Source organism: Paracoccus sediminis (genome assembly GCF_900188295.1).
GTDB lineage: Bacteria > Pseudomonadota > Alphaproteobacteria > Rhodobacterales > Rhodobacteraceae > Paracoccus > Paracoccus sediminis.
In genome coordinates this window covers 180,774-197,536 of the sequence record NZ_FZNM01000006.1, presented here as the reverse complement: position 1 = coordinate 197,536, position 16,763 = coordinate 180,774, and the positions used below count along the sequence as shown (strand labels likewise).

Sequence of the window (16,763 nt, the reverse complement as noted above, 5' to 3'; positions counted from 1 at the left end):
CCTAGCGCCGGTCGGCGACCCTGCCGGCGATATCCCTGATCGCCGGGACGCTGAAGCCACGCCCGCGCAGATGTTCGTTCAGCGCCTTGCGGACGGCCGAGGTCGTCGCGGCTTCCTTGATATCCGCGCGGATGAAGGGATCATCGTCGGCACGCTCGCTGGCAACAGCCGTCACGGCATCGCCCACCGCCTCTAGCGTGCGCAGCGCGACCGTATAGATCAGGCCCACGGCCTTGTCGGCGGCAGCGGCATCCAGGTTCTCGTCCTCCATGAGTTCGGCGCGGACACGCCTGGCCAGCACTTCGGGATCGCGTCCAAGAAGGTCGTCCACCGTGGCGACTTCGGCCCGGCCAAGCGCCGCGAGCGTGGCGTCAAACACCGCCCCGTCGCCCAGCGGCTTGAGATCCGCAAGCGATAGTTCCGCCCTGATTTCCTGCATCATCTCGACGGCCGGTGTCCGGGCCATGATCCGCGTCGCGTCAAGGCGCGCTTCCAGATGGCGGTCGATCTTGGCCGAGAAGGCCGGGACAAGCGCAGCCGGGGCGGCGGGCGGCGGGAAACCGTTCGCGGACTGGAACCCGCCCCAAAGTCCCGCCTCGGAAAGCAGGGACTTGAAGGAAACGACCTCTCCGCCCCCGATCTTCAGCTCGCTGTCGTTGGTCCAAAGCGCCGCCTGGATGGCCTTCATGGCGGCCGGATCAAGCCGGGTGTCGGGGGTCCGCGCCACGCAGCAGATCCAGCTGGCCAGCCGCGTTGCCGTGACATCCATCGGCGCGATGCCGAAAAGGCCGGCCCAATGGGTCAGAAGCGGTCCGGTCAGGACATGGCGGCGGCACGCCCATTCGTCGAAGCACAGGATGCGGCCCTTGCGCGTGACGGTGACGCGGCCAAGATGGATGCCATGGTGGTTGTCGCAGCAGCGCGGGCCGCGATAGTTGAATTCGCGGCACCATTCCTCGAACAGCATCCGAAGGCAGCGTTCGGCCTGCGCCGCACCGGGCGCGGTCAGGTCGATCTTCCACAAAATGCGCCAGGCAATCCAGGACACGAGCGCGGCGATGGCGGCACGGGTGGGGTCCGGCTTGTCCGGCGGATCGTTGCAGGGCGCGGTGCCCGTCAGCCCGCGGAACCAGCCCCAGATCGCGGCCAGAAGCAGCGTGCGCGCCGCGCAGGCCGGGCTGGCGTCGAAGGCCCAGCCCTTCATCAGCGTGCCGCAGTCGGGAACCCGCAGCGGCCCGCGCACGGCCTCGACCCGCGCCGACAGGGTGATCGCGGTCCCCCCCATGGCTTCGATGCGGTAATCGATCTCGTGGGATGCGCCCCCGGCAAGCGGCGCAAGATCGACGGTAAAGCGGCGGTCCATGCGGCCGTTCTGCCCCAGATCGCTTTCGGACAGCGACAGTTCCATCAAGGTCTCGATCCGCTTCTCGACGCCGGTCTCGTCCCGCGTCCTCAGGAAGCCGTGGCCGAGGGAGGGGGTCAGGATGACGTCGATGCGGCGTGCGGCGGCGTTCTGGAACGTCATGCCGGTGGATTGTCCGGCAACGCTTGCGACCCTCTCGCTCTGGCTTTCCAGCATGTTGCCGCCCGCGTCACGCAACCGGACTTCCATCATCACCGACGGCGCCCCCGAAACGGCGGAATCCGGGTCCGCGACGGGCGCCGGCGCCGCCTGACCGGCGGCGGCAAGCATGTCGCGCAACGGGCCGATCCTGGCGCAGAACCGCTCGATCGCGCCAGGCTCGGACGGACAGGGCGGAGGCACAAGGCGCAGCCGCGTCGTCTCGCGCATGGCGCCATGGCGGCAGCCTCCGGGAAGCGTCGCGCAGGGATCCTCGAACACCCGCCGGGGATCCTCGGGGCATTCGACGTATTCCAGCATCAGGCAGGCCTCGACCGGCCCGTCCGGGCGGTCGCAGGGATCCTCGCAGGGACCGGTGCCGGCCCTTAGGAGTTCGCGAAACTCCTCGCTGCAAATGTCGATCAGCTCCCGCTCGCATACGGTTGCGGGGCATTCGACGACAAGATCGTCGCCGCAGCAACTCAGCCCGTAGCCGGGGCAGATGGTGAAGGCGCGGGCCTTGGCATCCCACTGGACCGACAGGCCCCAGACCACGCCGCTGCCCAGTGCGCGGTTGGTCAGCCGGCGTTTCATCTGCCAGTAGGACTGCTCGCGCTTCATGTCGGCCTCGGACAGCACCATGCCGTCATAGAACTCGGTCCGGCGCAGGCCGCCCTGAAGCGCGCCGGGAACGCAAGGCGCGAAGATGTGCTTGGAGCCGGTCATGGTTTCACTCCCCTACGGCAAAATTGCAGTGGCAGGATTCAATGAGCCGGGGCGGACAGCAGGGCTTGCAGGGCTGGGGCGGCGGGCAGATCGCATCCGGCAGGCAGGTAAGAAACGAGCAGAGGAAATCCTCGAGGCATTCGCGAAGGTCGATCTCGTCGCCTTCCTCGCGTTCGCAAAGTTCGTCGCCCACGCAGCGCAGGAAGTCGCAGAACGAGACCTTGAGACAGTCGCGGATGCGCCAGCGGGTTTCGCAGGAGATCGAAAAGATGCTGACGCAGCCTCCGTCATCGTCCCGGCGTGCGGGCGGAAAGGCGCGGGCTTCTTGTCCACCGCAGCCGCAGTCGCACGACGACGTGCCGCCGCAACCGCAACCGCACCCGTCCGCCGGGATGCCCCCGCAGCCGCAACCCTGCCGGCGGCTGGGCGGGAATGTGGTCCCGACCTGCAAGGCGGTTGTCCGGCCGCGATTGGGACTGGCCTTCGACCAGGCGCGGGTTCCAGACAGCGGGTTTGGCTCTGAAATCATGCGCGGCCCGACAGGCCGGATCGAACCGGGGTCGCCGGAATGGGCCAGCATCGCCAGCCGGGGTGGATTGAGGCTGCGCTGACGCATGGCGTATCTCCTGATGTCCGAGGCGGTCTGGGGGGCCGCGATGTATTCGTATTCGCCGGGCGCCGTGGCGACGAAGGCGACGGTCTGGGCGGCCGGGATCGTCACGACCGGCACAGGCTCGGGCTTGGGCGGATCTCGGGACGCCTCCCACCGCCGCCAGATTGCCGAGCCGGCCGCACCCAGCGAAAGGAAATGCACCATATGCGGCGGTTGCATCACACCGTCGGCGTTGTAGGCGTGATAGACCGGCGCGCCGTCGTAAACCGGATGGGTGATGGAACTGATCTCGAGCGATTCAAGGATGCCCTTGGTAAAGGCCTTGCGGATGACGCCGGCCTCGCCTCGGGAAAATCCCAGATTCTCGAGCCCGCCGCCGTCACCGTCGCGGTCCTGTTCGGCCTTGCGCGTGGTCCCGGAATAAAGTTCCAGCATCGGCACGGTGCCCCGCAGCCCAACCAGCGCGGCCTTGCCGCCAAGCGATGCGCCGGCCAGCGCAAGCCTGCCCAGGTTCGTCAGCATCTCCAGGCCGGCATTCATCCGGGCCTCGGCCTTCTGCCGGTCCGCCATGCCGGCGGGATCGGCGCCCCTGGCGGCGGCGCTTGCGGCGGACGCACCGGCTTCGTTCACGGTCTTTCCTGTCTCGGCCATGGCGTCACACTCCCAGCGGATGCATGGTCAGGCCGTCGCCAGCATTGTCCTGCCCAAGACAGAAGCGCCACGAGAGATGGCGCGGGCGCAGGCGGCGCAGAAGCGGGTCGACCACCGGATCGGCATTTTCATGGGCGAACAGGTGATAGCGGCCGCCCGCAGCCAGGAAGGCGCTGGCGACCGCGATGTAGATCGCCGGACCGTCAAGGTTCGCCTCGCCCAGGATTTTTTCGGAATAGCTGGCCTTGACCGCCTCGCCAGCCGGATGAATCCAGCCATCCCTGGTCAGTTGCCGCAGGCCGAAGCTGGCCTCGTCATCCAGGGTCTTGGCGTCGATCCTGCTGCTGAGATGCAGGGCGAATTGATGGCGTTGCCCGTCAAGCCTGCGAAAGGTGATCGACGTGATCTCGGGGCCGCCGATGTCGGGATCGACCTCGGCCAGGATCCCGGCAAGAAGATACTGGATGACCTCGGTCGACAGCAGCACCTGCGAGGCGCAGCCATAATCGAAGTCCTGGATGGCGATCACCTCGTCGGGATGGTCGGCTTTGACGGTGGCGTGAAAGCATCCAAGGTTAAGCCATTCGTTGTCATCGCAACGGCATCGCTCGCGGAGCGGCGGGGTCAGCGCGGCCAGAAGGCCGGTTGCGCCGCCGGTCGTGGCGATGGCGTTATCGATCGCCTCGCTGGCCGGGAACAGACGGTGCCGGGTCAGCGTCTTCGCCTCGTCGGCAAACATCAGGCGCAACTCGAATTCCTCGGTGATGCGGCCGAACTCGGCCTGCTGACCGCAGGGATCGCCGCCGTTGCATGGCCCCGACCTGCTGCACCCGCAGCCGCAGTCGTCGTGGCTGGCGCAGGGGTCCGGCGGCACCGGCTCGGGCGTGCCGCCGCATTCGGCATGACGCATCGCGACGCACAGTTTGACGCGGTTCGCCTCGTCCGGCTTGCATGGATTGTTGTCCTGGTCGCGGAACTTGTAAGCCTGCTGGCGGAACCAGGCGGCCACATCGACGCATTGGTCGAAACCGACCACGATCTCGCGCCCGCAGGCGTCGATGGCAGCGCCCCGGCCGACGCGCAGAAGCGTGCCTTCCGGTTCCAGGACCGACAGCTTCAGCCCGCACAGGATGCCCTCGCCGTGCAGCCTGGCGTTGTGGAAGCGCATCTTGCCGGCGTGGTATCGCTGTTCGTCGACATAATCGGCAAGCCGCATCTCTTTGCCGTGGAAATAGTTCACCCGGAAGAAGCCGGCGGGCAGGTCGCAATGCGCCTCTCCGCAGTCCCTCATCCGGTTCAGATCACGCCATTTGGACATGTGCGTCTCCTTGCGGTCGGAATTCGGTCACGGACCCGCCCCCCAGCCTGCCGCCAAGCCGGAAGCCGCCCTCGGCAAGATTGCCGGGTTGCGGACGGTCGCCGGGCGGCGCGTCGGGGTCGCAGGTGCAGGGTCTGGTCCGGCCGGGGCCGGGGATGACGATGGCGCCGACGGTCGATCCCATGCCGATGCGCTGCGCCCCGGCGCCGCCGGTCTTCAACGCGTATGCGGTATGCGCGGGCTTCATGTCGTCGATGATCTTGCGAACCGCCGAAAGCTCGGTGCGGCGGTCCGCACGGCTTGGCAAGGTGACGCTGACCGAGAAGCGGTGCGCCAGCGCACGGTTCAGCGTGACGCCGCCCAGCGGCGCCACGCCCAGCGCGCCACGCGCGCCAAGCTGGATCGGTTCGGGAGGGCGGTTGCGGAAATCCTCGACGATGCCGACGGCGTTGCCGGTATAGATCTCCAGATAGCGGCGCAGCGCGGCGGGCGTGCCCCGTCCGGCCTGAAGGCTCGCGCCCTCGATGACCAGCCTGCGGCGGCGTTCCATCGGCCAGGAAGGATCAAAGGCAAGGTCCAGCCAGCCCGCGACGAAGGCCAGCCAGTCGGCATCGGCGGCGCGGGGGTTCATCAGGCGCGAGATGCTTTCGAAGGCGGCTTCGGCTTCGGTGAACTGGTCCTCGAACAGCGACAGGAACCGTTCGAGGAAGCTGCCGCCGGGCGGTTCGGCCTGGGCGTCGCGTTGGGCGAAAAGCGGCGGCAGCCAGTCAAGCAGGCTGTAGCGCGGCGCGGTGATGCGCAGCGAGCGGATCACCGGCGTCGCGGTCGCCACGGTGGGCGGACCGACCCGGCCCGGCGGCGGCAGGCCCCGTCCCGTCATCCTGACGCGCAGCCACAGATAGCGGCCCCGGTCCGATGCCACGGGTTCCGGGAAGATCGCGTTGGTCCAGTTGGCTGCCATGGCCGCGCCGTCCAGCGGTTCCCACAGGAACAGGGTGCCGGTCGCGGCGTCGGCCCAGGCGGCGGCCATGATCGTGGCGCCGTCGTCCGAGATGACCGAGATCGTAGCGCCCCGTGGCAGCGGCCCGTCGGTGGGCAGGGCGCCGCGCAGGATCAGGCGACCGGGCGCGGCCTCAAGGGTGACGGTCGCGGTCGAGAAGTCGCCCGCGACGGGCGCGGTCAACGTGACGGCGATATCGTCGTCCAGCGGCTCGACCAGTTCGATGCGCGCACTGGCATCGCCGTCCCGCGCCTCGATGACATCGGCCGGGCCTAGGATCGCGGCAAGTTCGGGCGGAAGCGCAAGTTCGCCGGGTTTGCCATCGGTGCGCGACGGCCAGAGGGCGGGCGCTGCGGGGAAAAGAAACGGCAGCTCGGACGGGCCGTAGGGCAGGGCAACCCCGTCCCGCTCGATCAGCGCGAGGGATGGCGGCGCGGCGAACAAGGCAGCGGCGCCCGTCGCGGCGACCGTCCAGTTGGCGGCGGCGACGGCGGCGACCGTGGCCATCGCCTCGGCCCCGGCAGGGGTCGTCAGGCGAAGGGTGTCGCCCGCGCGCAACCGGGCCGCCGCAGCGCGCGGCAGGGTCAGCGTGTCGGCATCGACAGGCCCGCTGCCCGCGAGGCTGGCGATGACAGGCAGGTCGCGGACCATGCGGCCCAGCCGCCACAGGGACCAGAGCGCCTGATCCGAGAGGACCAGCCTGTCAAGCGCCTTGCCGCGCCCGTCCGCGACAGCGCGCGGCATCGGGATCGGCCGTTCGGGCGCCCAGGCGCGCAGGCGCGTGTCCGCCTCGTTCGCGGCAAAGGTCTGGACCTCGATCGCGGTGCCGGGCGGCGTGTCGGCGTCGATCTCGATCCGGTGCCAGGCAAGGTCGTAGATGCCGCCGTCGATCGGTCCCAGGATCAGTTCCGCCTCGGCCCCGTTCCGGCGGGGGGTGGGCGACCAGCCGGCGGGCAGCCCGGCCTCGTCGAACCAGCCGAGCGCGGGCAGCGGGGCGCCGTCGCGGGTCATGTGCCACAGCATCGGGCGCAGCGGGTCGAAGATGGCAAGCGTGCCGTCGGCAAAGATCGTCAGCGCCAGGGGCCGCGGCGGCGGCTCGGTGGTCCAGGGCGTGTTCGTCATCGGGTCGAGCGTGTCGAGGACAAGCGCGCCACAGGACCGGAATCGCCGGGAAAAGACGTGGATCATTCCCGTGCCCGCGTCGGCGACGAAGACAGAGCCGTCCGGTGCGATGGCGGCAAGGGTCGGAAGCCTCAGCCCCTCGTCGAGGACCGCGATGACCGCGCCCTGTTTCGGGTCGATGATCTGCACCCGCCCATTGCCGGCATCGGCGACATAAAGCCGCCCCCGCGCGTCAAAGGCGACGCCTGCCGGCGCGCGGAAACGGCCGGACGACGCGCCCGCGCCGCCAAGGCCCGGAACCGGGCCGAAGCCGCCGTCGCACGGCCGCTTGCGCAGAACCTGCCCGGTTTCCGGGTCGGCGCGGTAAAGATACCCGTCAGGCCCCGCGACCGGGGCAAGGGGCAGCCAGTCGGCGGCCAGTTCGGGCCGCGCCAGCGGCGCAAGCGCCAAGCCGCCGCGCGCCGGATCCCACGTTGCACCCTGGCCCGTAGCGCCTGCCCAGTCATGCGGATAGCGCAGCATGGCCCAGAAGCCGCCGTTCGGGTCGAGACCGGGGCGCAGCCGGCGGACAAGGGGGGATCCGGTCATGGCGACCCCACCACGGTTACAAGCAGCCCGTCGGGATCGACGAAGACGCATTCGTCGGGCATCAGCACGATGCGGTCGGTGTCGGTTTCGTCCTCGGGGCGCGGGCAATTGGTGATGCGCACCTTCTCGCGCCGTTCGACGCGCCAGGAAAGCTGACGCGCGGCGCCCGAGGGCGTAGTGCCGTCCACATAGCCGTCCAGCCCTTCGACGCGCGCCACACCCGGCACCCCCATCGCCTCGGCCACGAGGTCGGCGTGATGCAGCGGCGCGCCGAACGGGTACCCCGTTCCGTCCACGCCGCCGGTCAGGACGTGAAATCGCGTGCGCAGCCGGTCCATGATGGCCTCGCGCAGGACTGTCTCGGAATAGCCCGGCATGGCACGCACGGTGATCGCCATGTCGAAAAGACGCACATATTGCGGACCGCTGACATGCACTTCGGTGGTGATGAGTCGCAGCGTGTCCAGATGCCGGGCGACGGCGGACAACTCGCCCTCAGTCGGCATCGGATAGGGGCCGGGGCGGTCGGGAACGGCGATCACGGTCAGGGCGCCGGGCGTCTCGGTTCCGAAATCGATGCCCGAGGCGTCAAAGCCGCCGACTTTATGGCCGATCGGATAGGGCAGGTGCCGTGCAACGACCTCGGCGCGGGCGACCTCGACGCCGGGCGATTCAAGCGCGGTCTCGCGAAAGTCCGCGGCGGTGACGGCGCGCCCGCGGCGGCGAAAGGCGGCGGGGGCGCGGCGCTTGGCTTCCTCGACGGTCTCGGCCCGATGGCCGCCCCGCGCGGGCGTGACGTTGAACGCGCCGTCAATCGCTGCGGGCAAGGCGTCGGGCTGCGCGACCGCGCCGGTATCGACGTTGCCGTCCGGCCCGCCGCCGTGGCGATAGCGTTCCGCCACCACCACTTCCGTCGCGAAAGGCGGCCGTCCGGCAAAGCCATCGCCGAAAAGGACAAGCCCGGCCTCGGCATCCAGCACATAGACCGGATCGTTCGGCCCGGCATCGTCGAAGTCGGACACCCGCCGCCAGGACAGGTATTCTGGCAAACGGTTCGGATCGCGGCTGACCAGCCGCAGGCTGTCCGGGTCGAGGTTGGTGTTCGTCAGGGTCATCGTCTGCGCCGAAAGGCCGGTGCCGCGGCCAAGACGCTCACCGACGACGGTTTGCAGGTTCGTCGCCGTCATCGTGTTGAAGCCCAGCGAGCGGATGCGGCTTTTTGGCGGCAGCGCGAAGGTGACGCTGATCCAGCCGCTGACCGGCACTTCCGCGGGCGTGCCCGCCACCGGCGTCTTGATCTGGTCGACCAGCGGATGCGGCATGTCGGGTTCGACATCGATCCAGGCATCGGCGGGGACCGGGCCGACCCGTTCCGGCACGTCGAAGCGTATCGTGCCCGAGCGGGTCCAGCCATCGGTTTCGTCCGACAGGACGGTCAGCGGCTGCCAGCTTCCCGCCGGCTCGCCGATGGCGGGCGGGCGGTAATAGTCATAGCGGGCCAGCGGCGGACCTTCCGGCAGGGCATTGGCGACAGTAAGAGCGACGCCCCCAGCCTTGACCTGAGAGTCCGGGTCGGCCTCCTCGTCGCCGTCGAGTTGCAGATGCAGGCTGGCCCGCGCGCCAAGGAAACCGGCGGAGTGGATCGGGTTGAAGGCAAGGCCCAGATAAAGGACGCGATGCGTTTGTTCCTCGGGCCTGAGGAAAAGGCCCACCGGCTGAAGCGGCATGTCCTTCAGCTTGGGTTTCTTGCCGTCCCAGGCAAGCGAGAAGCGTTCATCGACATAGGCGACCGGATCCGCGTTTCCGGCGGTGGGGCCTTTGTCGTCGGGACCATTGATGTCCAGAAGCTCGTCCCGCGCCGTCACCAGGGCGGCCAGCTGCACCGGCAGGACATCGAGGTCGCGGTCGGTCTCGAAAACCGGGGCTGCGCCGCCCGGACCCTTGCCGTTGATCCGACTGCCCGCCGGGACCAGCACGCCCTGAGCCTCGCCGGGCTTGGCCAGCGTGAAGGCGATGCGGGTCCGGGCGGCGCGCGCCGGGGCCAGCGTCACGCCCACCAGCCGCAGGAATTCGACATAGGTCTTTTCGGGTACCCGGTTCAGGCGATAGCCCAGCTGTTCGGACAGATGCGCGAAAAGCTGGATCAGGGCGATGCCGGGGTCAGACGCATTGTGATCGGTCCATTCCGGCGCGACGATGGGGATGCGCTCGCGCAGCATCGGCTCGACGGTGGCAAAGGTCAGGTCGGCGACGGTGGGAGGGGTCAGCGGCATGGCTCAGTCCGCCTCGGTCAGGTAGAAGGGATAGACGAGGTTGAAGAAGGCATTGGAGCGGCGGACGACATAGTCGATCTCGATCCGCATCAGGTTCGGCTCGTCCTCGGCAGCAAGGGCGGTCACACGCTCGACAGTGATGCGCGGTTCCTGGTCGATCAGCGCGTTGCGCACCGCCTCCTCGACCCGGCCGTGGGTGACGGCGCCGTTCGGCGCGAACAGGAACCGGCGCAGGCCGGCGCCAAAGCCGGGCAGCATGACCCGTTCGCCCGGATTGGTGCGCAGGATGATCTCGATGGCCTGCTCGACATCCTCCTCGTAGCGCGCATAGCCTAGGCGGCCGCCAACCGGGCGGACCGGGAAGGCCCAGCCGACGCCCAGATGCGGGCGGGGTCCGATCAGCCGGGGGTCGGCCAGTGCCATGCTCAGCCTCCTACCAGGACCGTGGGAAAGCCGCCCAGCACGATGCCGACGGCGTTTCCGTCATTCTGTTTGGTCTGGTCGAACATGCGCACGACCTCGGACCCCTCGGCCTTGACGGTGGCCGAGTGGGACATGAACTCGACCTTTCCGCCGACCGTCCCGGACGTGACCCCCGCCTGGCCGGCGGAATCGCCGGTGGTGGAAGGGATCGAATCCGCCTTGCGCACGACGTTGCTGCCGCCCGCCATGACCTTCGATGTCCCGCCCGCGTCGCTGATCTGGCCGATGGACGGATAGGGGATCGGCACTGTCACCGGACCGACCTGCGTCAGGCAGACATTCGGGAAGGCAAAGCAGATGCCGCCCTTGGTGGTGGTGATGGGCCTGCCCATGTCAGCCCACCTCCAGCGTGGCGGTCTCAAAGCGCGCATCCCATGGAAAGGTCGCGCGCCAGAGGATCAGGAATTCCCGCGCACCGCGGTCCATGACGACGGTGTCGGCCAGCGGCGTCAGGGTCAGCGGCGGGTCAAGCGGCGCGCCGTCCTGCGTGACGGCCAGCACCGGCGCCGCGGGGATGGTGACGGTCGTCACGACATCAGGCCCGGCCGGGGTGGTGTCCGTGAACCGCAGCCGGTCGCCGCGCGCGAACGCCTGCTGGCCCGCAAGCGGGCGGCCGTTCTGGAAGCCGTTGTCATAGCCGGCGGGCAGCTTGAACTGGTCCGCCTTGAACGTGTTCAGCTGCCAAGGGTCGTTCGTCGCCGCATCCCCGGCAAGCGCCAGACGCGGCGCGGTGCCGCGCGACAGCCAGCCGAAATTCAGCCCCAGGACCGGACCGAACCCCGCGCCTCGGTCGATCTCGACGGTGCCGAAGGGGCGGCGACCAGCACGGCGTCGATATCGGCCGCCAGCGCATCGCTGTAGGGCGGCGGCGGCAGGGGCGCGATGGCGGGATCGTTCACGACCGCATCAATCGCGGTGATCGCATCGACAACGACCACGTCGGGGGCGGGCTTCCAGACCGGGATGTCGGATTCATAGCGGAACGGCCCGGCGGCCGGCGCCCCGGCATAGGGCTTGTCCTCGGTCGCCACATCGCCCGGATTCACGGCGGCACCGGCAAAGGACAGCCTGGACCGCGCGACGAAGGTGCCGACCTCCTCGAAGGTGGTCGTGTCGTCCGCCGGATTGGCCGGATCGCCCTGGACATGCGCGGCCTTCTGCCCGACCGGCGCGCGGAATCCCCGCAGGAATAGATGCGGAAGCGCATTGTCGGCGGCCTGGATAATCATGCGTCGCTCCTGTCAGTTGAGGTTGATGACCGCGCCTGTCACGGTCACGCCCGAGGTGTCGATGACGATGCTGTTCGCGTCGTCCAGCTTGATGGTCAGGCTTTTTGCCGCGTCATCCATCAGGATCTGGATGCCGCCCTTGGTCTTGAGCAGAACCTTGCCCGCGTTCTGGGTATCGTCGAAGGTCAGCTCGTGGCCCCCGCGCGAGACGATGGTGCGGGTGTTATTCGATGACGAGGTGTCGGCATCCGGCGGCGGCGGATCCTGCGAGGACCAGAGCGCGCCCAGGATCACCGGATAGTCCTCGTTATTGTCGACGAAGCCCACGACGACCTCGTCGCCCTTTTCGAAGGGAAAATAGGCACCGCGTTCCTTGCCGGCCATGAAGCTGGCGGCGCGGGCCGGGGCGCTTTTCGACCGGACGTTGCCGCTGAGCCATTTGAGGATATAGCCCTTGTCGGTGATGTCCTCGACCTCGGCCAGGCGGATGCCGCGGATCTGGCCGGTCCGCATGGCGGCGTGGTCGTGGACCGCCGAGAAAATGCTGTGTCGTCCGCCGGTCATGCCGCGCCCCCCGGATAGCCGGCCGGGTCAAGCATTCCGGGGCGGCGCAGCGATGTCTTGGTGATGTAGCCTGCGGCGTTCAGCGTGTGGACGGTCTGGGTGACATACCAGATGCCGTCGAACGGCGCATAAAGACCCTGGAGATCGACATGGATGCCGGGCCGGATCGTGGTCAGGCCGAGGGTGGAAAATTCGGCCGTCAGGAAGCCACGGATTCCCTTGCGCATCGCCGCCGCCGCCGCAAGCCGCGCGCGTTCGTTATCAAGGTTCTCGACTTTGACGTTGATCGGGTTGACGGCGGGCCGGGCGTTGAAGAATTCGTTGCGCGCCTTCACGGCGTCGGTCGGCGCCTTGCCGTCGGGCGCGCTGTGCAGGTCGTTGACGACAAGCGCGCGGTCGGCGTCATAGGACACCTTCTCGTCGATCGCGCCGCGGTCTCGGGGAACGTTGCCCGATGCCGTTGCCTCGGTCGGGATGTCCCAGACGCTGAAGGCGGGCTTGAAATCGATCAGGTCGCGGCCCCAGACAAGCGTGACCACGGTGCCAAGGGTTGCCGAACGGGCCGGGATGAAATGAAAGGCGACGGGGCGTTCGACCGCCCCGGTCTGCTTGATCGGCGTGTCGTCATTGAAAGCGACGAAGGTTTCGAAGTCCATCCGCTCGGCCAGTTCGGCGATGAATTGAAGCCGCGTCTTGTCGGTCGGCCGGGTCAGCGAGATCGTTTCCGAGAAGGGCGATTCCGGCAGGGGCGCCATCCCGAGGTCGGGGGCGCCGTCGCCGAGTTCGCTCTGGACGATGAAGGTTTCGTGATCCTCCATGTAGATCATCGGCTCTTGCGGCTTGACCTTGAGGAGGCTCGAAAGATCCTCGCCCTTGAGCGTGACTTGCGCGCAGGCGGCCGACGGGAAGCTGAAATCGACCCCGGTGATGCGGGCCAGGATCATCGGCGTCCATGGCTCTTGCCCATAGCGGTAATCGACCCGGAAGACCTTGCCGAACGAGACCTCCTTCAGCGCGTTATAGCGCCAGGACGGGGCGGCCGGGCGGTTCGGGTTGGCCTTGTCGTGGCGCTGGTTGTTCAGCACGACGTCGACCACCGCCGTGCCCGAGGCGGGCAGCGTCACGACCGAACTGGCGATGTCGGGCGAAATCGGGTTGCCGTCCACGGTCAGCGGCTCGCCCTTGTCGGTGACGATCCGCACCTGCGGCGCGTGCAACGCCGTTCCGGGACGCTTGCCATCCAGAACCTTGGCGAAGTCGCCGTCCATCCTCAACCTCCCATGATACGACGGACGGTGTCGTATTCCTCGATCAGAAGATCCGAGATCAGCGGCCGCAGGATTTCGCGCAGGCGGGCGATGTCGTCGGCACCGCCAGGCTGGCCGGGCGGGGTGGCGGTGATTACCATCGGTTCGAAGGTGATCTCGGTGACCATGTTCTCGACTTTTGTCTGGGCCATCACATCCTCCTTAAAGCGCCGGGATCGAAAGCGTGGTGCCGGGGGCGAGAAGCCGGGGCCGGTCGTCGCCGTTGGCACTGGCGATAAGCTGCCACAACGAGGCGTCGCCATATTCCTCGGCCGCGATCAGGTCATAGCGGTCGCCCTGCCGCGTGACCCGCGTCTTGGAACGGTCGGGCGACTGCTTGTTGATCCGCTTGTACTGGACGTTGGCATCCTCATAGGCTTTCAGCTTGATCGTCACGCGGGCGCGCAGGATCTTGCCCTCGCTGTCGAAGATGCCGAACTTTTCCTTGAATTCGACCATCACGCCGGTAAACGTGGTTTCCTTGCCCCAGGCGAAGGTGCAGACCGGGGGGGCGTGCAGGTCGCTGTCGATGGCGACGTATTTGCGCAGCTTGTCCAGATCGTCCTTCAGCGATTCTCCCGAATTGGTGCGGTCCAGGAAAAGCTCGGCCTCGAGCGTCCTGGATTCGCCGCGCAGGAATTGCAGAAGCGGCGTCTGCAAACCGGGAACCGAGATTTCGGGATAGAAGATGTTCGTTGTCACCGTCAGTTCGCTGGGGTTGAACATGACCGGGACGCCCTTGTCCTTGGCATCCGAGGCGTTGGCGAGGGTGGCCATGACAAGTCCCATCGCGCGCTCCTACAGCCCGCCGACGGCGGCCGCGGCCCCCGCCGCGCCGCCCGCAAGCGCCGCGCCGCCGGCCAGGCCGACCAGTCCGGACAGCACCGAATTCAGGTCGGCCACGCCAGGGATCAGCGCCAGCGAAAGGCGCTCAATCTTTTCGGCGTGCAGTTCGGCCGTCTCGATCGCGACCGCGCCCGGTCCGCGTCCGTCGGCGGCGTCAAGCGCCGGGCCGCTGAGTTTGGCGGGCAGCGCATTGTGGAAGGTCCAGCCCGCGACCGGGAAGAACATGCCGGGCACGGTGCCGCCGACGCCGGGAATGTCGAACAGCTTGCGGGTGTCCATCAGGATGATGGTGCCGCTTTTGCGGGTCTTGCGCTTGCCGGTGATGACCTGGTGGTGCCAGTCCCAGAGATCGGTGTTGAAGGTCACGCCGCGCTTCATCACGATCCTGGAATAGGTCGCGCGGTCGAAGAATCGCAGCTCGGTGTCGTTCTGGCCGCCCTGGTTATAGGGGGTGATCGTGTTGACCGCCTCAAGCCCCTCGATCGACTTGAAACCGCCGGCCACGAACTGGGTCGCGGCCGAAAGCACCGCCGAACCCACGCTGCTGAGCACGCCGCCAACGCCGCCGCCGTTCGAATCCGGCGTATCCCACATGGTCACCATGAAGTTGATCTTCAGGACCGGCTGGAAAAGCGGGAAATCGACCATCAGGCGGCCTCCGCGCGTTCGATGACGCCGCCGTCGCGGCCGATGCGGAACTCGATGAACTCGGACGGCTGGGCCAGGGCGACGCCGATGGTGCATTCGACATGCCCTTCGGGGCTTTCCTCGACCGAATTGACCTGGACGAAGAACCCGTCCTCGGGCACCGCGCCCTTAAGCGCGCCCGAGGCGAAGACGCGCAGCAGATAATCGACCATCATCTGGTGGAAACGGATCCGCAAAAGGGGGCTGTTCGGCTCGAACACCATCGGCTGACCGATGACTTCGCAAGTGCGCGCGATGGCTGACAGGCAACGGCGGGCATTGACGAAGGACAGCGGATCGGCGGCGTCGGCCGGTCCCTGCCACAGCAGCGTCCGCGCCCCCCAGATCAGCGTGCCCTGTCCCGCGAAACCGCGCAGCAGGTTGACACCCGCGTCATAGGCGCGTGCGTTCTCGCGGTCACCGATGACGGTTTCCAGCCCGACAACGCCGGTCAGGGGCCAGTTTGCGGGGGCGACATGCGCGCCCTCGGCCAAATCGGTCGCGGCAAAGACCCCGGCGACAGCGCCCACCGGCGAGCGGAGATCTTCGGGCGCGCCCGGACTGTCCTGCACGCGCAGCCAGGGCCAGTAAAGCGCGCCAAGGTCCGAACCGCCGGTGGCGCGGGTAAGCCTTTCGCGCCAGTCGATGGCGCGGGCCACGGTCTGGCCCGCGGGCGGGGCAAAGATGGCGAACCAGCGCCAGCGTTCGCGTTCCAGACGCGCCAGGACATATTGCTGAGCCCACAGCATGTCGTCGTCGGAAAGGACGCGGCCATGGCCGGTGGCGGTGACGGCGCGGTGCGCCGTGGGCACACCCGATGGGGCGCGGCGGTCGCAGCGGCGGAAACAGGGATCGCCCTGGTTGCCCGGCGGCTCGTACCGGTCGTCCTCGACCATGATTTCGGCATCAAGGTCGGGAAGGGCGACCAGGGCCACCTCGTGCTGGCGCAAAAGAAGTTCCAGCCCGTGCCAGGCCGCAAGATTGTCGATGCCCAGCATCCGGTTCAGAAGCTGCTGCGGACCCAGCGCGTCGACCGATGAGGCAACGTTCACGATCCACAGCCGCCGCCCGCCATTCGCGAAATAGTCGCGCACCGCCTTGTCCAGCGTGGCGCCAGCCGGGGGCGGTATCGCGCCGCCGCTGTCGTCGGTGCGGAACTGCGCGACATAGCCCTGCCAGTCGTCCACGGCGCGCGCCTCGCCCACATGGCGCGGGCCGGCGATGCCGATAAAACCGGCCACATCCGTGCGCACCCGCGCGAATCCCTCGGCCCGCGACCGGGGGCGGCTGTAGACACCGGGGATCTGGTAGGACTGCGTCATCGCTCACGCCCTCACGAGATGTCCAGGCGGTCGTGGACGATGTCGACCTGCTCGACCGCGAATTCGTTGCCCTTGGCGCTCAGCGTCGGACCGGTGATCTTGGTCGGCCAGGCGTTCGTCAGCGTCCAGGTCATGGCCGGCGCGTTGCGGTCGTGCTTTTCGTTCAGAAGCTTGATGACGACCGTCTTGGTCGGCGGAAAGGTGGTTCCGCCGTCGCGCGCTTCCTTGCGCCATTCCCAAAGATAAAGGCTTCCGGTGATGCCGCGCTTGAAGATCACCGGCGAATACTTCTCGGTTCCTCCAAGCTGGCGCATCGCCGAGGTCGGGTCCGAGCCTTCGCGGTATTCGATCGGGACCGTTTCGCTGTCGAGGCCGCTGACCTCGGAAAAGCCGACGACTTCCTCGTTGTCGATCTCGACGATGAAGTTGAAGTTCGAATAGGGGTTCGGCCTTGGCGTTGCCATGGTTCAGTC

The 16,763-nt window shown here is 67.9% G+C and carries 16 protein-coding genes; all 16 read right to left on the bottom strand.

The window, feature by feature from the left end:
• Window position 1 precedes the first annotated feature (1 nt).
• Entirely contained in the window at window positions 2–2,287 is a 2,286-nt protein-coding gene (locus CHB77_RS10855; RefSeq protein ID WP_089388221.1) for a hypothetical protein, read from the bottom strand.
• Window positions 2,288–2,291: 4 nt separating this feature from the next.
• Window positions 2,292–3,530, bottom strand: a complete 1,239-nt coding sequence (locus CHB77_RS10850) for a hypothetical protein (protein ID WP_131023346.1) — start codon at window positions 3,528–3,530, stop codon at window positions 2,292–2,294.
• Between the two features lie 25 nt (window positions 3,531–3,555).
• Window positions 3,556–4,869, bottom strand: a complete 1,314-nt coding sequence (locus CHB77_RS10845) for a hypothetical protein (protein WP_089388219.1) — start codon at window positions 4,867–4,869, stop codon at window positions 3,556–3,558.
• Window positions 4,853–7,579 carry a phage tail protein gene (locus tag CHB77_RS10840; RefSeq protein WP_165456255.1) on the bottom strand — a complete coding sequence of 909 codons (2,727 nt, stop codon included), beginning with the start codon at window positions 7,577–7,579 and terminating at the stop codon, window positions 4,853–4,855. The genes CHB77_RS10845 and CHB77_RS10840 overlap by 17 nt, the downstream gene beginning before the upstream one ends.
• Complete coding sequence (locus CHB77_RS10835) at window positions 7,576–9,852, bottom strand: putative baseplate assembly protein (protein WP_089388217.1); 2,277 nt, start codon at window positions 9,850–9,852, stop codon at window positions 7,576–7,578. Before CHB77_RS10835 ends, CHB77_RS10840 begins: the two co-directional genes overlap by 4 nt.
• Before the next feature lie 3 nt (window positions 9,853–9,855).
• Window positions 9,856–10,275 (bottom strand): GPW/gp25 family protein, encoded by a 420-nt coding sequence (locus CHB77_RS10830; RefSeq protein WP_089388216.1) that lies wholly within the window; start codon window positions 10,273–10,275, stop codon window positions 9,856–9,858.
• A gap of 2 nt (window positions 10,276–10,277) precedes the next feature.
• Window positions 10,278–10,667: a DUF4150 domain-containing protein gene (locus CHB77_RS10825; protein WP_089388215.1), complete on the bottom strand. Its 390-nt coding sequence runs from the start codon at window positions 10,665–10,667 to the stop codon at window positions 10,278–10,280.
• A 1-nt stretch (window position 10,668) separates the two neighbouring features.
• Window positions 10,669–10,866 carry a hypothetical protein gene (locus CHB77_RS10820; RefSeq protein WP_089388214.1) on the bottom strand — a complete coding sequence of 66 codons (198 nt, stop codon included), beginning with the start codon at window positions 10,864–10,866 and terminating at the stop codon, window positions 10,669–10,671.
• 224 nt (window positions 10,867–11,090) lie between these two features.
• Window positions 11,091–11,564: a hypothetical protein gene (locus tag CHB77_RS10815; RefSeq protein WP_089388213.1), complete on the bottom strand. Its 474-nt coding sequence runs from the start codon at window positions 11,562–11,564 to the stop codon at window positions 11,091–11,093.
• Between the two features lie 12 nt (window positions 11,565–11,576).
• Window positions 11,577–12,128 carry a phage baseplate assembly protein V gene (locus CHB77_RS10810; protein ID WP_089388212.1) on the bottom strand — a complete coding sequence of 184 codons (552 nt, stop codon included), beginning with the start codon at window positions 12,126–12,128 and terminating at the stop codon, window positions 11,577–11,579.
• A complete protein-coding gene (locus tag CHB77_RS10805) occupies window positions 12,125–13,396 on the bottom strand; it encodes a hypothetical protein (protein WP_089388211.1) in 1,272 nt (423 codons plus the stop codon). The genes CHB77_RS10810 and CHB77_RS10805 overlap by 4 nt, the downstream gene beginning before the upstream one ends.
• A gap of 2 nt (window positions 13,397–13,398) precedes the next feature.
• Window positions 13,399–13,587, bottom strand: coding sequence for a hypothetical protein (locus CHB77_RS10800; RefSeq protein WP_089388210.1), 189 nt, complete (start codon window positions 13,585–13,587; stop codon window positions 13,399–13,401).
• 10 nt (window positions 13,588–13,597) lie between these two features.
• The gene (locus CHB77_RS10795) at window positions 13,598–14,224 is read right to left on the bottom strand and encodes a CIS tube protein (protein WP_089388209.1); all 627 of its coding nucleotides are present in this window, start codon (window positions 14,222–14,224) and stop codon (window positions 13,598–13,600) included.
• Between the two features lie 9 nt (window positions 14,225–14,233).
• On the bottom strand, window positions 14,234–14,929 hold the full coding sequence (locus tag CHB77_RS10790; RefSeq protein ID WP_165456254.1) for a phage tail protein: 696 nt from the start codon (window positions 14,927–14,929) through the stop codon (window positions 14,234–14,236).
• Window positions 14,929–16,290, bottom strand: coding sequence for a phage tail sheath subtilisin-like domain-containing protein (locus CHB77_RS10785; protein ID WP_089388207.1), 1,362 nt, complete (start codon window positions 16,288–16,290; stop codon window positions 14,929–14,931). Before CHB77_RS10785 ends, CHB77_RS10790 begins: the two co-directional genes overlap by 1 nt.
• An 11-nt stretch (window positions 16,291–16,301) precedes the next feature.
• Window positions 16,302–16,754: a phage tail protein gene (locus CHB77_RS10780; protein WP_089388206.1), complete on the bottom strand. Its 453-nt coding sequence runs from the start codon at window positions 16,752–16,754 to the stop codon at window positions 16,302–16,304.
• Window positions 16,755–16,763: the final 9 nt, after the last annotated feature.

What these genes read in the sequence shown, in the direction of transcription:
- CHB77_RS10780 (WP_089388206.1), bottom strand. Translation starts at nt 16,754, where the DNA reads ATGGCAACGCCAAGGCCGAACCCCTATTCGAACTTCAACTTCATCGTC.
- CHB77_RS10805 (WP_089388211.1), bottom strand. Translation starts at nt 13,396, where the DNA reads ATGGACGGCGACTTCGCCAAGGTTCTGGATGGCAAGCGTCCCGGAACG.
- CHB77_RS10835 (WP_089388217.1), bottom strand. Translation starts at nt 9,852, where the DNA reads ATGCCGCTGACCCCTCCCACCGTCGCCGACCTGACCTTTGCCACCGTC.
- CHB77_RS10845 (WP_089388219.1), bottom strand. Translation starts at nt 4,869, where the DNA reads ATGTCCAAATGGCGTGATCTGAACCGGATGAGGGACTGCGGAGAGGCG.
- CHB77_RS10825 (WP_089388215.1), bottom strand. Translation starts at nt 10,667, where the DNA reads ATGGGCAGGCCCATCACCACCACCAAGGGCGGCATCTGCTTTGCCTTC.
- CHB77_RS10810 (WP_089388212.1), bottom strand. Translation starts at nt 12,128, where the DNA reads ATGACCGGCGGACGACACAGCATTTTCTCGGCGGTCCACGACCACGCC.
- CHB77_RS10785 (WP_089388207.1), bottom strand. Translation starts at nt 16,290, where the DNA reads ATGACGCAGTCCTACCAGATCCCCGGTGTCTACAGCCGCCCCCGGTCG.
- CHB77_RS10840 (WP_165456255.1), bottom strand. Translation starts at nt 7,579, where the DNA reads ATGACCGGATCCCCCCTTGTCCGCCGGCTGCGCCCCGGTCTCGACCCG.
- CHB77_RS10800 (WP_089388210.1), bottom strand. Translation starts at nt 13,587, where the DNA reads ATGGCCCAGACAAAAGTCGAGAACATGGTCACCGAGATCACCTTCGAA.
- CHB77_RS10830 (WP_089388216.1), bottom strand. Translation starts at nt 10,275, where the DNA reads ATGGCACTGGCCGACCCCCGGCTGATCGGACCCCGCCCGCATCTGGGC.
- CHB77_RS10795 (WP_089388209.1), bottom strand. Translation starts at nt 14,224, where the DNA reads ATGGGACTTGTCATGGCCACCCTCGCCAACGCCTCGGATGCCAAGGAC.
- CHB77_RS10855 (WP_089388221.1), bottom strand. Translation starts at nt 2,287, where the DNA reads ATGACCGGCTCCAAGCACATCTTCGCGCCTTGCGTTCCCGGCGCGCTT.
- CHB77_RS10790 (WP_165456254.1), bottom strand. Translation starts at nt 14,929, where the DNA reads ATGGTCGATTTCCCGCTTTTCCAGCCGGTCCTGAAGATCAACTTCATG.
- CHB77_RS10815 (WP_089388213.1), bottom strand. Translation starts at nt 11,564, where the DNA reads ATGATTATCCAGGCCGCCGACAATGCGCTTCCGCATCTATTCCTGCGG.